The sequence below is a fragment of the Corynebacterium ammoniagenes DSM 20306 genome (assembly GCF_001941425.1).
In the GTDB taxonomy this organism is placed as follows: domain Bacteria; phylum Actinomycetota; class Actinomycetes; order Mycobacteriales; family Mycobacteriaceae; genus Corynebacterium; species Corynebacterium ammoniagenes.
Window position 1 is genome coordinate 2,620,723 of record NZ_CP009244.1, and the last position, 13,156, is coordinate 2,633,878.

At 56.4% G+C, this 13,156-nt stretch carries 16 protein-coding genes and 1 rRNA gene; 6 read left to right on the forward strand and 11 right to left on the reverse strand.

Annotated features, from left to right (window positions below; genetic code table 11):
* The first annotated feature begins 1 nt into the window (after position 1).
* Positions 2 to 220 carry a helix-turn-helix transcriptional regulator gene (locus CAMM_RS11990; protein WP_003848132.1) on the forward strand — a complete coding sequence of 73 codons (219 nt, stop codon included), beginning with the start codon at positions 2 to 4 and terminating at the stop codon, positions 218 to 220.
* Here CAMM_RS11990 and CAMM_RS11995 read toward each other — a convergent pair.
* A complete protein-coding gene (locus CAMM_RS11995; protein ID WP_040355866.1) occupies positions 195 to 1,094 on the reverse strand; it encodes a LysR family transcriptional regulator in 900 nt (299 codons plus the stop codon). The two genes, CAMM_RS11990 and CAMM_RS11995, sit on opposite strands and share 26 nt — an antisense overlap.
* A gap of 99 nt (positions 1,095 to 1,193) precedes the next feature.
* On the opposite strand from CAMM_RS11995, the gene CAMM_RS12000 reads away from it, so the two are divergent.
* Entirely contained in the window at positions 1,194 to 2,375 is a 1,182-nt protein-coding gene (locus CAMM_RS12000) for an MFS transporter (protein ID WP_040355840.1), read from the forward strand.
* A 19-nt stretch (positions 2,376 to 2,394) separates the two neighbouring features.
* On the opposite strand, the gene CAMM_RS12005 is transcribed toward CAMM_RS12000, so the two are convergent.
* Positions 2,395 to 3,912 carry a TM0106 family RecB-like putative nuclease gene (locus CAMM_RS12005; protein WP_003848129.1) on the reverse strand — a complete coding sequence of 506 codons (1,518 nt, stop codon included), beginning with the start codon at positions 3,910 to 3,912 and terminating at the stop codon, positions 2,395 to 2,397.
* Between the two features lie 82 nt (positions 3,913 to 3,994).
* Between CAMM_RS12005 and CAMM_RS12010 the strand changes: the two genes are divergently transcribed.
* Positions 3,995 to 4,633 (forward strand): DUF6474 family protein, encoded by a 639-nt coding sequence (locus tag CAMM_RS12010; RefSeq protein WP_003848126.1) that lies wholly within the window; start codon positions 3,995 to 3,997, stop codon positions 4,631 to 4,633.
* A 54-nt stretch (positions 4,634 to 4,687) separates the two neighbouring features.
* Here the strand turns inward: CAMM_RS12010 and CAMM_RS12015 are convergent, their stop codons facing one another.
* Both CAMM_RS12015 and CAMM_RS12020 read right to left on the reverse strand, forming a co-directional pair.
* A complete protein-coding gene (locus CAMM_RS12015) occupies positions 4,688 to 5,326 on the reverse strand; it encodes a response regulator (RefSeq protein WP_003848123.1) in 639 nt (212 codons plus the stop codon).
* 39 nt (positions 5,327 to 5,365) lie between these two features.
* Positions 5,366 to 6,583 carry a sensor histidine kinase gene (locus CAMM_RS12020; protein ID WP_003848122.1) on the reverse strand — a complete coding sequence of 406 codons (1,218 nt, stop codon included), beginning with the start codon at positions 6,581 to 6,583 and terminating at the stop codon, positions 5,366 to 5,368.
* Here CAMM_RS12020 and CAMM_RS12025 point away from each other — a divergent pair.
* A complete protein-coding gene (locus CAMM_RS12025; protein ID WP_003848119.1) occupies positions 6,582 to 7,205 on the forward strand; it encodes a DUF2020 domain-containing protein in 624 nt (207 codons plus the stop codon). The genes CAMM_RS12020 and CAMM_RS12025 overlap by 2 nt on opposite strands.
* Positions 7,206 to 7,232: 27 nt before the next feature.
* Here CAMM_RS12025 and CAMM_RS12970 read toward each other — a convergent pair whose 3' ends face one another.
* Together CAMM_RS12970 and CAMM_RS12030 are read right to left on the reverse strand one after the other, a co-directional pair.
* On the reverse strand, positions 7,233 to 7,385 hold the full coding sequence (locus CAMM_RS12970) for a hypothetical protein (protein ID WP_003848118.1): 153 nt from the start codon (positions 7,383 to 7,385) through the stop codon (positions 7,233 to 7,235).
* A gap of 2 nt (positions 7,386 to 7,387) precedes the next feature.
* Entirely contained in the window at positions 7,388 to 8,167 is a 780-nt protein-coding gene (locus CAMM_RS12030; RefSeq protein ID WP_003848116.1) for a class E sortase, read from the reverse strand.
* Positions 8,168 to 8,212: 45 nt separating this feature from the next.
* Between CAMM_RS12030 and yidC the strand changes: the two genes are divergently transcribed.
* Complete coding sequence (gene yidC, locus CAMM_RS12035) at positions 8,213 to 9,310, forward strand: membrane protein insertase YidC (RefSeq protein WP_147581090.1); 1,098 nt, start codon at positions 8,213 to 8,215, stop codon at positions 9,308 to 9,310.
* Here yidC and CAMM_RS12040 read toward each other — a convergent pair.
* From CAMM_RS12040 to CAMM_RS12055, 4 genes are all read right to left on the reverse strand, one after another.
* Positions 9,307 to 9,915 (reverse strand): TetR/AcrR family transcriptional regulator, encoded by a 609-nt coding sequence (locus CAMM_RS12040; protein WP_040355837.1) that lies wholly within the window; start codon positions 9,913 to 9,915, stop codon positions 9,307 to 9,309. The genes yidC and CAMM_RS12040 overlap by 4 nt on opposite strands.
* 132 nt (positions 9,916 to 10,047) lie before the next feature.
* Complete coding sequence (locus CAMM_RS12045; RefSeq protein ID WP_040355834.1) at positions 10,048 to 10,296, reverse strand: GlsB/YeaQ/YmgE family stress response membrane protein; 249 nt, start codon at positions 10,294 to 10,296, stop codon at positions 10,048 to 10,050.
* Positions 10,297 to 10,572: 276 nt separating this feature from the next.
* Complete coding sequence (locus CAMM_RS12050; protein ID WP_003848108.1) at positions 10,573 to 11,496, reverse strand: universal stress protein; 924 nt, start codon at positions 11,494 to 11,496, stop codon at positions 10,573 to 10,575.
* A 169-nt stretch (positions 11,497 to 11,665) separates the two neighbouring features.
* Entirely contained in the window at positions 11,666 to 11,848 is a 183-nt protein-coding gene (locus tag CAMM_RS12055) for a hypothetical protein (RefSeq protein WP_003848107.1), read from the reverse strand.
* Between CAMM_RS12055 and CAMM_RS12060 the strand changes: the two genes are divergently transcribed.
* Positions 11,847 to 12,827 carry a pseudouridine synthase gene (locus tag CAMM_RS12060; protein ID WP_003848106.1) on the forward strand — a complete coding sequence of 327 codons (981 nt, stop codon included), beginning with the start codon at positions 11,847 to 11,849 and terminating at the stop codon, positions 12,825 to 12,827. The two genes, CAMM_RS12055 and CAMM_RS12060, sit on opposite strands and share 2 nt — an antisense overlap.
* A gap of 130 nt (positions 12,828 to 12,957) precedes the next feature.
* On the opposite strand, the gene rrf is transcribed toward CAMM_RS12060, so the two are convergent.
* Positions 12,958 to 13,076: ribosomal RNA gene (gene rrf / locus CAMM_RS12065) — 5S ribosomal RNA — on the reverse strand.
* Between the last annotated feature and the right edge of the window lie 80 nt (positions 13,077 to 13,156).

Sequence of the window (13,156 nt, forward strand, 5' to 3'; positions counted from 1 at the left end):
CATGGACAATAATCTCAAGGCTTTTCGGGACAAAGCTGGACTATCGCAACAAAAGCTTGCCGATGCCCTCGGCGTATCCCGCCAGACCATCATCAGCATTGAAAAAGGCCGCTACGACCCCTCGCTGCCGCTGGCCTTTCAACTAGCTGCGAAATTTGAGTGCTTAATCGAAGACCTTTTCATTCCTGAGCTTCCTACGGCTGACGAGGACGGCGAATAAAATCCCGAAATTGCAGAACCGGCGGAGCATCATCCCCCACGCGCCACACCACCCCGAGCTCACGGTAGCGAACAGGTTCTAGCGGGATGAGATTCGTGGCATTTAAATACGGATCATCCAGGGGCAACAGTGCACAGCCCAGCCCTGCGGCCACCAGGCCAGAGACCGTGGTCAGCTCCATGGATTCAAAGACAAAGCGCGGGCTAAAACCCGCGTCTTGCGCCAAAGAATCCAGCAACATGCGGGTGCCATAGCCGGGCAGCATCCCGATAAAGGGTTCATCGACAAGCTCATGCATAGCGATGCTGTCGCGTGACGATGCCCAATGCCCCTCCGGCACCGCTATCGCCAGCCGCTGTAACTCCAATTGATGCCACGCCAATTCCACCTGCCCGGGCGCTACAAGATCCCCGGGCTTGGGTCCGACCAAAGCAATATCACTGAGCCCGGCGCGCACGCGGTCGACTAGATGTTGGGCTGCGCCCTGATGCAGCACAAAATCCACCTGAGGATGGTTGTGCCGATACGAGCGCAGCAAATCCGGAACCATCCAGGTGCCCAAAGAATGCATGAAATCTAAGCGCACCTGCCCGCGTTCGGGATCCATCAACCGCGCCACCTGCTGGATTCCTTGACTACGCGCCTCCAACATAGTGTGGGCATGCGGCACAAATGCCCGCCCGCGGGTGTTGAGCACAAGCTTGCGGCCGTGGCGTTCAAATAAGGTGGTGCCTAATTCCTCTTCCAACCGCTGCACCCGTCGCGTCAGCGCGGACTGGGATAAGTGCAGGTCATCAGCAGCATCGGACAGGTTCTCCCCGGCCTCCCCGGCGCGAACAACGGCGAGAAAGCCTTCAATATCAGGAAAATTCACGCTTCCACCCTTTTCTTCCGCGCATACATGCACGCTACGCATTGAATACCGCTGTTTCCTGCATTTTACTCATATGCAGCGATGAGAGACCATAGCTACATGCAAAGAAATACGCGCGCGATGGTGGCCATGCTCTTTTTGGGCCTGGCTATTTTCTCCGGTCTCTACTCCACGCAGGCAATCTTGCCGACGTTCGTCAAAGAGCTGGGATTTACCCCGACCGAAGCCGCGCTGACCGTTTCTGCCGCCACCGGCGCTTTAGCGCTGTGCATCGTGCCGCTGTCTATTTTGTCGGAGCGCTTTGGCCGCGGGCGTCTGTTGCTGATCTCCGCAGCACTGGCCACAGTCTTATCGTTTCTCGTGCCGATTGTGGGCTCTAATGTCATCGCCATCATCGCCATCCGTGCTCTGCAAGGCGCAGTCCTTGCCGGCGCGCCTGCGGTGGCCATGGCGTGGTTATCGGAGGAACTCGATGAAAACGTGCTTCCCCGCGCGATGGGTCTGTACATCGCCGGCAATACCCTCGGTGGGTTAACCGGCCGGCTCGTCCCCACCGGGCTATTGGAATTTACCGGCTGGCGTGGCGCTTTGATTGGTGCGGCGGTTGTCTCCGCCTTCTTTGCCGTGCTGTTTATGGTCTTGTTGCCCAAACAGCGCAACTTCCAACCCAAGCAGCTGCATTTCAAATCTGAAATCCGCGCGATGGTCAATCACTGGCGCACCTTAGAAATCGGCCTGCTCTTCGTCTTCGCGTTCTTAGGCATGGGCGCTTTTGTTTCCATGTATAACTTCATCACTTTCCGGCTTATTGATCGCTTTGGCTTGCCCATCTCGCTCGCCGGGCTGGTGTTTTTGATGTATCTGGCCGGCACATGGTCTTCGGCACGCGTCGGTGATGCAATCAATAAATTCGGCCACGGCAAAACCTTCATCGTCTCCGGCCTGCTCTTTGCCATCGGCGTGGTTCTCACCCTCGGCCCCTTGCCCGTGCTGTTGGTGGGCATGTTTATTTTCACCGCAGGCTTTTTCGCCGCGCACTCCACGGCATCGGGCTGGGTCGGCCAAGTCGCCGCGACCAACCGCGCTGAAGCCTCCAGCATGTACCTGTTTTGCTACTACGCCGGCTCTTCTGCCATCGGCGCACTGTCCGGGCTGGTCTTCGAATTTACCTCGTGGGCTGGGTTTATCGTCTATATCTCGTGCTTTACCGTCGCGGTCATTCTCATCGGCCTCTGGCTATTCAAAGCCACCGCCAAAAAGAAAGAAACCGTCGCCGCCTAATAACTACAGCCGCAGACGGCTATAGCCGTGGCACATTCGGCGCATTATTGCTCATCCACTCACGCACCGCCGCAGTAGCTTGCACATCATCCGCGTTATAGGTCAGCAGCATCTCACGCGCGCGCAGCGCTTCATCGTCATGGCCGATGGCCACCCGGCGCGCATTAACGGATTCCTCGCCGTCAAAATCGCCTTGCTCCCAATGAAAGCCAGCCTGCGGGGCCACGGTCTTCAGGCTTAGACCATAGGGACCTACAAAATTCGCCTTCACGTGGGCAAAAAGATCCACCCACTCGGCAGAATTGATAAACGCATCTACTTCCTCCACCGACGGCACGCCCGGGGTGTGCCCGGCAAACCGCTGTGCGGACATACGCATCCAGTGATTTTCACCGTGTGCGGAATAGCAGTAGGCCGCAAAAGTCTTGCCCGCCGCATGCGCCTGGTCCCGCTGCTGCATCAACCACGTCCACATCCGAGCAAAGTTGTGGGCTTCCGCTTTTGGCCCCAGCGCTTCCCAAGTCACAAAATCATAGTAGGTGCCATCCAACCACGCACCCCACAGGTAGGCTCCTTGGTCGAGGTAGGCTTCCATATCCAGGTCAATTTCCACATCCGCCCGGGGCACAGTCACATCCCCGCGCGCTAATAGCACCGTGCCATCGCGCCACGCCGCGGCAAGCTGGGAGGGAAGGCCTAAGGAGGCATCGATAAGCCCTTGCACCGTGTCAATGCCGCGCTCGCGGTACGGTCGTGCCCTATCACCGGGCAAAAAGAGGCTAATATCATCCATCGCTTCCAGCTCCGGCTGGCACAACGGCCAAAAGCGGCAACTCGCGCACTCTTTGACTCGGCGCGGCTGGGTGGGCAGGTTGTGCAGCTCCACCGCTTCCAAAGCCTTGTCCAAGGTGTCTTGGTAGCTGGCGGTATCGGAGAAAAAGGTGAGGTTTCTATCTTGGCCCACCAGCCCACCTCGGCCGGAGTTGAGCCCCAGATCGTCCAAAGCGCGCGCTGCCATTGCTAAGTGGTAGCCGTCTAAGACGTGATGTCGGGCTTTATACCCCAGCTCCAAAGGCTTACTTAGCCCCAGCCGGTGCGTGGGCACACCCGGTGTTGTGGCCTTGTCATGTTTGCGCGCCACCCGGTGGCTGGAGACCATCACGGGGGTATACGCCGCATCGCTTGTCGATGCCCCCGCGCGCACCAACATATCCACGCCCACGATCCACTGCTCATTCGCAAACACAGCGCCAGTGATGTGCGTTGCGCCGGTGGCGAGGGCTTCTAAGGTCTCTAACGAGCGCAGCCAGGGATCTGGTGCTGGCAATGGGCCGAGATCGATACGCCGAAAAGGGGTGCGGCGGGAATCAGATTTGCGGGGGAATTTCTCCCACACGGCTTCGCGTGCGGCGTCATAGCGCTCGGCGCGGGCTTGGGCGGCGTCTGTGCGCGGGGCTTCGGGGTGGTTGCGGCGCTGGACGAGCCGATACCGGCAGCCCACGAGATCTGACGCACGTACCTGTTTTTCCACTCTCATGAGCTTAACCCACCCATCAAGGTAATGTTGAATACAGTAAATACTGCACTTGATGAACAAAAGAAATGAACGGAACTAGTCCATGAGCATTCTGAAGAAATTCCGCAAGTCACGCCGTGCCGCCAAAGCAGAGTTCAAGGCTGCGAAAACCAAGGCGAAAGCTGAGGTCAAGTCCGCAGACAAGGCGCGCAAGCGCCAACAGAAGCTTTTGGCGAACCAGGAAAAGCAATTGGTCAAGGCGGAAGAAAAAGGCTTGAAGCAACGCCGCAAGCAAGAACTGAAGCTGGCGAAGACCGAGCTGGAAAAAATGCGCGCAGGCCGCTTGAACACCGCCAATGTCAAGCGCTACGCTGGCGCAGCGCGCACGGCGGCTCCACTGCTGCTGCCCTTGCTCTACCGCGCGATTGTCACCGGCCGCCAGCAGGTTGAGCAGCGCCGCGCGAAAAAGGCCGGTGTCACCACTGACCAGCTCGCATCTTTCGCCGGCCACGGCGCCTCCATCAAAGCGCGCACCCAGGGCATTCGTAACACCATGGATGACAACCAGTCCCTGCCAGCGGGCTTCAAGCGCGATATTAAAGAACGCCTCGATGACTTAGATGCCGCCATCGATAATGCGGAGATGATGACCCCGCAGCAGCGTCGCCGCGCGCACTCGTCCATCAACCGCGAAATCGATATGGTCACCCAGGAAATCCAAGACCGCATCACCCGCGGCTAAACGCGCACACAACTAGAAATGACCTTGGGAAGTATTTCCCAAGGTCATCTTTTGCTACAAAACACCCTGCTCGCGGGCTGCGGCGACAGCCGAAGTACGCGAGCGCACCCCGAGCTTGTCGTAGATGTGCACCAGGTGCGATTTCACCGTGGCCTCAGACAACATGAGTTCTTGCCCGATTTCACGGTTGGACGAACCTCCCGCGACCAACTGCAGCACTTCGAGCTCACGCGGAGTCAGCGAGGAGCGCGGGGTGCGCACGCGCGTCATCAACCTATCAGCGACCATCGACGATAATGCCGAGTCACCCTCAGCAGCCGAGCGCACCGCGCTGGTCAACTCCACGGGCGGGGCGTCTTTGAGCAAGTAGCCCACGGCGCCGGCTTCAATCGCGCCTAAGATATCAGCATCAGTGTCATAGTTGGTGACCACGAGAACCTTCGGCGGATTATCCATCGCGTCGCGAATGCGCTTGGTTGCTTCCGCGCCACCCATCACGCGTGTTCCTTCAATCCCCGCGCCAAAGCGCAGGTCCATCAAGATGACGTCGATTCCGCCTGCTTGGGCCGCTGAGATAGCAGCTTCTGCCGTGGCTACCTCGCCGACCACTTCAATGTCTTGGGCTTCTTCCAAAATTGCGCGAAGGCCAAGACGAACGATTTCGTGGTCATCAGCTAGCAAGACACGAATCACTTCATCACTCCTTTTTGCTATACCCTGTCCACCAAAAGTTTAATGGGAACTAGATATTAAGGGTACACTAACGCTGACTGCAGTTCCGTGTCCTGGCGTGGATTCAATAATGACCTCACCAGAAACTTCCTCCGCGCGGCGTTTCATCGCGGCGAGGCCAATATGCCCCAGCCCAGCAGGCCGCGATTGCACGGCGTCGACATCAAAGCCCTCGCCATTATCGACGATATCCACGCGCACGCCCTCATCGTTATATGTCACTGTAATCCGCGCGCGGGTGGCGTGGGCGTGTTTGACCACATTGCCAACTGCTCCTTGAGCGATGCGCAGCAATACTGCCTCGAGTTTCATCGGCAGCTGATGCACCGCCCCATCGGATTCCACCGCGATATCTAGCTCGCCGGTTGCCGCAAAACCATCCGCCATGCGCTCTAATGCTCCCACCAGGGAGGTCTGCGACAGCGCGACCGGTTGCAGCGCGGCAATCATCGCGCGAGCCTCCTGGAGGTTATCGGCAGCGGTATGCCGCGCCAAGTCGATGCGCTCGCGCGCCTTGTCCACATTCACCTCGCCCTCGAGATCCCGGTTCGCGGCGTGCAAAAGCATTTGAATAGACGACAGCCCCTGGGCGAGCGTGTCATGGATTTCATGCGCGATGCGCTGGCGCTCGCCCGCGACACCTGCCGCGCGCTCAGTTTCTGCCAGCTGTTGCCGGGTGTCGACTAATTCGCGAATCAACGCCGTGCGCTCGGTGTTGATTTCATGCAAGCTCTTAAAAGCATAAAAGATAGCGACGGTCACCAGCGCGGAGACGACCGGTCCCATCACCCCGCCAAAGCTCAAGCCCTGTGGAAATTGAATGCCCACGGAGACCGCGGTACCGAAAATCACCGCGATGCTTCCCCACACCATGCCAAGTATGCGCAGGTAGAGGAAAAAGAGGACAAAGAGCAAGTAGATTCCGGCGGACGCTATTAAAATATCGGCTATCCACACCACGGTCAGCGCGACCAGCCACGCGAGTTTCCACGCAACGTTCATGCGCTCCAGGTAAAAACTGCCCACGAAATACAGCGCCGCAAACACCGACAGCAATAATAAGTTGAGCACGGCTAAAGGTAGGCTCATCTGCACCGACATTAAAATTGCGACCACCAAGATGGTGGCGGTGAGAATATGTACTCCGTTGCGCATGATCTCTGCGCCCTCGGAAGATTCAAAGGTTTCTAGCTCGCCCTGCTCTAGACTATTGCTCATGTCTTTGAGCCTACTTCCCCGCGCAATCGCGCTGGTAGTTGCAGCTGGAGTCCTCACCGCATGCACTACATCGCCCGAGCCCGTGGCAGATGACACCACGGCCACTGGCAGCCCTGCCGCTGGCAACTCTGCCGCTGGCAACTCTGCCGCTCCTTCTGACGGCCTTGCTGTCGACGCCGTGTCCGCAGTCGAGCGCGGGCAGCAGGAGCCTTGTCCTTATCTGGACGCGGGGTTTGTCGCTGACACCAACGGCCAGCGCATCACCGATTCCGGGGTCGATGCCAGCTTTGCCACCCCAGCGTGCGTGTTTTATTCCTACCCGGAACAACCACAGCTAGTGGTCATGGTTAGGCAGCAGGAAAGTTTCGACAAAGCCATGGAGGTCGTCGATTTCGCAGCGCCTATCGATGCCACCTCGCCCGCCCAACTCCCCACCCAAGACCCCGCTGGCGCGCAAACGTGGGAAGGTGGACGCGGCCCTATTGCTGATGGCCCCACTGGCCCAGGCAGTGTCTATGCGGTTGCCAAAGACACCACGGCAGTCGTGGTGTGGAGCAACCAGGAACAATCGGTCAAGGCAGAGGCTATCGCCGAGCGCGCCATCGCCAATCTCGGGCTGTAACTAGTCTGGCAACTCCCGTTCCTCCCGCTACACCGAGACGTCGTTATAGGGCATCATCGGCGAGATATACGGGAAAACAACTTCCATGAGTAGGAAAAATACGCCGACTACTACCGCGATGGCCACTACGACCTTCAGCGGGGTCGGGCCGGGCAGAAGATTCCACAAAAAGCGATGCATATCTACTTCTCACCTATTTCATCTAAGGCTGCGGGACGCCCCTGGTCTGCGCGAGCGTCAACGGCGCTCCCGGTTTTCGGAAGGGTTTCAACTTCCATAGCGTGGACAATCATGCGCTCAGCATTAGAAAATTGCGGATGGCACGTCGTCAGGGTCAAGATGGCTTCGGTCGCGGGGGCATCGCTAAGCGATGGCACCGGCTCCAACACTCCGATGTCTCCTGGCACCGTAATGTGCCTGCCATAAGCCTGTGCGTACTCACCCTGCAACTTATCCTGCTGCTCAGCGCTGAAACAGTCCAGCTCCTGGGGCTGCTGGCCTGCCATGGGCAAGACGCGGTAGGTCACCCACTGCGACGCAGTTTCCACGACGATGGCATCGCAAGCCTGAAGCGCTCCCAAATCATTAAAGGGTGCACCTTTGCCCACCCGATGTCCTGCCACCGCAAAATTTCCCACCTCACCGGGCATTTGCGTCTCGGTATAGTGGCCCGGCCCGCGCAGCAAAGCCTCATCCTCAGTGCCTTCGACGATGGCGAACTCAAAATCCGCGCCGAAGGACGGGATGTACATCCGGGCAAAAGCTTCCCCGAGCTCTGGGTTAAGCTGCTGACGGGGATTGCGCCAGGTGTCATCGAGCTCTGCCCGTGCCTGGCCTTGTAATTTCCCAGACTCCACGTTTGTCCAATACGCTTCATAAAACGCAAAGAGCAATAACAAGACACCAGCTGTTAACAGCAGCTCGCCGACAATCTGGCGTATGCTAAAGCGGGATTTTTTCATACTTGAAATTATAGTGAGCGTTAACGCCCACGTAGAAAGGCATAAGTGCTCGATATATTTGTCTACCCGGTCTCGGGAATTATGAAGCTGTGGCATCTGCTCACGCATAATTTCTTCGAAGAACAAACTGCGTGGCTTGTATCCATTGTGCTGCTGGTTCTCACTGTGCGCAGCCTCATTGCACCGCTAACGTGGATGTCGGTCAAAAACGGGCGCATCTCGGCGTTGTTGCGTCCGACCAAGGCTGCCATGCCCGCCGTGACTACCCCCGAAGAGTTTGAAGCCAATAAAGAAGCCGTCGATGCTTTGCACAAAGAGCACAACTTTAACCCGGCGGTTGGCTGTCTGCCCCTGCTGATTATGCTGCCGGTCTTTCTGGGCCTCTACCAAGTAGTTTTGCGCATGGCGCGGCCGTCTTTTGAAGGCAGCATCGGTTTTATCACGGCAGACGAAGTCGAATCCTTCCGCCAAACCACCCTTAATGGCATTCGCATCCCGGCGTTTATGTCCATGCCCGAATCCTGGGCCGTTGACCTGGCGGTCGATCCGGCAATGGTCCGCGAAAAAGCCATGCCGTGGTTGATTCTGGCCATCTCTTTTACCGTCATCAACATGTGCATCTCCACCACGCGCACATTCTGGACCACGAATTTCAACACCAAGCTCTCGCGCCGCGTATTCATTTTCTCGCTCGCGCTGATCGTGTTTATACCGTTGCTGCTGTGGAATATTGCCACCAATGGCCCGATTCCACTGGCGGTTATTTTCTATTGGTTCTGCACCAATCTTTATACCTTGACGCTGACGATCATTTGCCAGATCGTCTTGGCAGTGAAGTACCCGCTGTCTCCAGAACTCCATGAGATGCGCCGCGAGTCGATTACCGAGTACAAGGCCTACCGCAAATTAAGCTCTGCCGAAAAGCGGGATTTAAAGGCTGCGGCCAAAGATGAAAAGAAGAAAGCCGCGGAGATTCGCCGGGAAGTTAATAAGCGCCGCGCTGAAAAGCGCAGGGCGGAAACTCAAGCCAAAAAGGATGCGAAGAATGCCGCATCTACGTCCGAAGCATCCGATGAAGCGAACGAATCAGCTGAGACGCCCGAGACTGCTAAACCTCAGAACGACAAGCCGACTACCGACTAAATGGAGTAATCCGCTGGCGGTTCAGACAGCATCTGTACCGCCAGATCGCGTGCGGTGTGCAGTGGGTTAATCGCACGCATCAACCGCGCGCCGGACATCCCGCCATCGAGGAAAATCAGCAGCTGGTCGGCCTGGCTTTCGGATGGGTAGCCGTTAATCTCATTGAGCAGCTCCGTCATCGTCGTGTGCATCCAGCGGCGGTGCTCCAAGCAGGCATCGACGATGCCGCGCTCCGCATCCGTATCCGGACGCGGATATTCTCCAGCGGCATTTAAAAAGTGCGAGCCGCGAAATTCCTTACCAGGTTCTTCGTCAATGGCCATGTCGAAAAAAGCCAAAATCTTGCCCTGCGGGTCAGCGGTATCCGCAGTGCGCTCGGCCCACGCTTCCCGATATTGCTCATCTAAAGATTCCACATAAGCAATCACGAGCGCGTCTTTGGACCCAAACAAGGAATACAGGGAGGCTTTGGCGACATCAGCTTCACGCAAGATGCGGTCAATACCGATAACGCGAATACCCTCGGTGGTAAAAAGGTTCGTTGCTGATGCCAACAGCCGGTGACGTGGACTCGGGCGATTACGGCGCGACTTCTTTTGGGTCACTGCGACATCCTTTCCTGGGGGCAGACACAACTAAACCGGTTCATCTATACAATATAGACAAACCGGTTTGTTTGCTACCTATTGGGTGGGTTTCTATTCACCCAGAAAGGCTTCTATCTGCACTTTGTTCTACTAGTTCGCGGACTTCGAGCGAATTGCTCCGACAATCCACAGCAGCAGACAAGCACCAATTACTGCAGTGACCAGCGTCCAGATCCAGCCGCCGCCACCTAGGCCGACGAGCGAAAGTAGCCAGCCACCAAGTACACCGCCGATGATACCGACGATGATGTTAGTCAAAAGTCCGTGGTCGCGCTTCATAATCTTTTCTGCCAAGAAGCCGGCAATTGCGCCAATGATAATCCAGCCGATAATACCCATGAGTTTTTCCTCCTCGCGGGCTGAAACAGCCACATCAGGCTTATGTGAGACTACAGTTTCAGCTCTAATTAATTGTGTAAATCTCTTTCTAGCTTGGGTTCGGCCTCAGAGCTTCAAATATCGAAGTCAAAGAGGCTCTACTAACAATGGTGCCACTACTTTGTACTGCCGTAAACGTTTTATACTGCATTGTTTGCGAAATGTAATAAAAAGGATAGGCTCCATATTCCGCAAATGGGAACCTGGAGCCTATTTCTAACAGGGGTTTAGTGCAGTTTACTTGTCTTCATTCTCGTGCTCACCGATGTAGGATTCTGGACGAACCACCATCACTGGGCATGGCGACGACTGCAGCAGAGCGCGGGAAGTAGAGCCCAGCAGCATGCCGCGGAAGCCTCCCCGGCCGTGCGAACCAACGACCACGAGCTGCGCGCCCGCCGCGGCATCGGAAAGCGCGCGCACTGGACGGTCACGCGCGATGATGCGGGTTACCTTCACATCTGGGTAGTCATTTTCAAACGGCTCGAGGCGCTCGGACAATAGCTCGCCCTGCTCACGCTCGATCTCGCCCCATTCCGCCTGGGCTGCAGCCAGACCTGCCAACGAGGTCTGGGCCTGCATGTCCATCCACGTGTGGATAGCCACCAGCTCAGCGCCACGTGCCTGCGCTTCACGGAATGCGTAGGAGGTAGCCTTCTCAGAAATCTCCGAACCATCCACGCCGACCACGACTGGGCCGTACTTGTTATCTGGGGTGACGGCATTATCATCACGAACCACCACAACTGGGCAGTGCGCGTGGGATACGACGTTAGCCGATACCGAACCCATGACCATGCCAGATAGCCCGCCCATGCCGCGGGAGCCCATGACAATCATGGTGACGTCATGCGACATCTCCAGCAACATATCAATTGGGGAGCCTTCAGCAATGGTGTGGCCGATTTTCAGGTCCGGGAAGGCTTCATGTGCAATGACGCGAGCTTCCTCAATGCGGGTTGCGGTTTCGTTCTGGAGATCCTCATAGAGCTCCTTGGGCGGAACCATTCCCTCCGCGTAGAGGAATTGCGGCATCGTATAACTTGATGCGATTCGCAGTGGGATTCCACGCTTGGTTGCGGTATTCGCGGCCCACAGGACGGCGTTCTTGGAGGCCTCAGACCCGTCTACTGCTACTACAACGATGTCTTCTTGTGCCATGATGTTCCCTTCCTCATTTTCAGCCAGTTAACGGCAATCCCGCACTGGTCGGGTGAAATTCTACGGGGATGAAATGATTTCATTTCCTACACTTAAGTATAGCTGTTTATTACCACTTGGATAGGTTGTTATACCCTAATCAGTGGGCAGCCCGAGAAAACTTTCGGAATTATAGGTTCTCCACCGCTGTTTGAATCGCAGCAGATGGGTCGACCTGAGGAAGTATTGTCGCGGGGTCCGCATTTGATGGGTACAAGATGGTGTAGAAGAATTCAGCGACTTTGAGCATGACAGCGCCGATACCATCAGATGAGAATTCAACAGCAGATTCGAGGAGTGCTTGATAGTCCATGGCAAGTAGATTACCGCATCAGCGCAAGGGCTATAGCCCACTTGCTATTAAAGATGGGCTCAATCCCACCCGAGTGCGCGTTCCTGCGGATGTCGCCCCCATTCGGGCGTTTGATTTTCTGACCGAGGTCATCCAGACCCAACGCCACCGGCATCCTGATGATAATGAGGCGGCATTGAAAGAACGTTTCGCACAACGCGAGGTAGTGCTTTTCGATGCCACCCCCATTTCTGCCGACACTGTCCTATCGGCGGACCAGGATGTTTTCTTCTATCGCACCCCGGCACCAGAACAGCCGGTTCCCTATGACATACCGATTGTCTATGAAGACGCAGACATCCTCGTTGCGGATAAACCGCCCTTTATGGCGACCATGCCGCGCGCACGACACATCGTGGAAACCGCAACGGTAAAACTTCGACGCTCTACTGGTATTGACGATCTCGCGCCAGCGCATCGTTTAGACCGTCTGACGTCCGGGTTGTTGTTGTTTACCAAACACCGTGAGGTACGCGGTGCCTATCAAACGCTGTTTGCTCGTCGGGAAGTACACAAGACTTATAGCGCTATCGCCGACTACGCCGACTTTTCCACACCCTTGACATGGCAGTCACGGATGGAAAAGACTCCCGGTGAGATTCAAGGAAGAATCGAAGAAGGCGAGATTAATGCCATCACCACACTGGTGGGCGTAGTTCCCTTAACCGGCGAAGAGCAGAAGGCGTTGGAAAAGATTCACGGAGAACAATCTGCCCTGGCTCGATACACCCTGGCTCCGGAGACCGGGAAGACCCACCAATTGCGTTTGCACATGTGGGCTGCAGGAGTACCTATTCTCGGAGACCCTGTCTATCCCATCATTTACCCAGTAGATGCCGAAGATATGAATATTCCGATGCACCTTACTGCCGCTGGTTTGGAGTTTATCGACCCGCTCAGTGGGAAACCACGAGAGTTTCACACCACCTTAAGTTTCTAAGAATTCAGCGGGGCCTTCCTTCGGGAGGACCCCGCAACTTTGAGGTAAAACGTGGAAAAGACCCGAGATGAGCACTGTGGCCTATCTCGGGTCTTCTCCATCATTAATATGTAGTTGTTGTTTGTTTTAATGTCGGCGGTAACTTACTCTCCCACACCCTCCCGGGTGCAGTACCATCAGCGCGGGCAGGCTTAGCTTCCGGGTTCGGAATGGGTAACCGGGCGTTTCCCTGCCGCTATTTCCACCGACAAACATGCGGAACACCAAGTCACTGGTGCTACGGGTGTTATGTCAGATACTGCATAGTGGACGCGTTACACACACATACG

What these genes read in the sequence shown, in the direction of transcription:
- CAMM_RS11990 (WP_003848132.1), top strand. Translation starts at nt 2, where the DNA reads ATGGACAATAATCTCAAGGCTTTTCGGGACAAAGCTGGACTATCGCAA.
- CAMM_RS12000 (WP_040355840.1), top strand. Translation starts at nt 1,194, where the DNA reads ATGCAAAGAAATACGCGCGCGATGGTGGCCATGCTCTTTTTGGGCCTG.
- CAMM_RS12005 (WP_003848129.1), bottom strand. Translation starts at nt 3,912, where the DNA reads ATGAGAGTGGAAAAACAGGTACGTGCGTCAGATCTCGTGGGCTGCCGG.
- CAMM_RS12010 (WP_003848126.1), top strand. Translation starts at nt 3,995, where the DNA reads ATGAGCATTCTGAAGAAATTCCGCAAGTCACGCCGTGCCGCCAAAGCA.
- CAMM_RS12025 (WP_003848119.1), top strand. Translation starts at nt 6,582, where the DNA reads ATGTCTTTGAGCCTACTTCCCCGCGCAATCGCGCTGGTAGTTGCAGCT.
- CAMM_RS12020 (WP_003848122.1), bottom strand. Translation starts at nt 6,583, where the DNA reads ATGAGCAATAGTCTAGAGCAGGGCGAGCTAGAAACCTTTGAATCTTCC.
- CAMM_RS12970 (WP_003848118.1), bottom strand. Translation starts at nt 7,385, where the DNA reads ATGCATCGCTTTTTGTGGAATCTTCTGCCCGGCCCGACCCCGCTGAAG.
- CAMM_RS12030 (WP_003848116.1), bottom strand. Translation starts at nt 8,167, where the DNA reads ATGAAAAAATCCCGCTTTAGCATACGCCAGATTGTCGGCGAGCTGCTG.
- CAMM_RS12045 (WP_040355834.1), bottom strand. Translation starts at nt 10,296, where the DNA reads ATGGGTATTATCGGCTGGATTATCATTGGCGCAATTGCCGGCTTCTTG.
- CAMM_RS12050 (WP_003848108.1), bottom strand. Translation starts at nt 11,496, where the DNA reads ATGGCACAAGAAGACATCGTTGTAGTAGCAGTAGACGGGTCTGAGGCC.
- CAMM_RS12060 (WP_003848106.1), top strand. Translation starts at nt 11,847, where the DNA reads ATGGCAAGTAGATTACCGCATCAGCGCAAGGGCTATAGCCCACTTGCT.
- CAMM_RS12055 (WP_003848107.1), bottom strand. Translation starts at nt 11,848, where the DNA reads ATGGACTATCAAGCACTCCTCGAATCTGCTGTTGAATTCTCATCTGAT.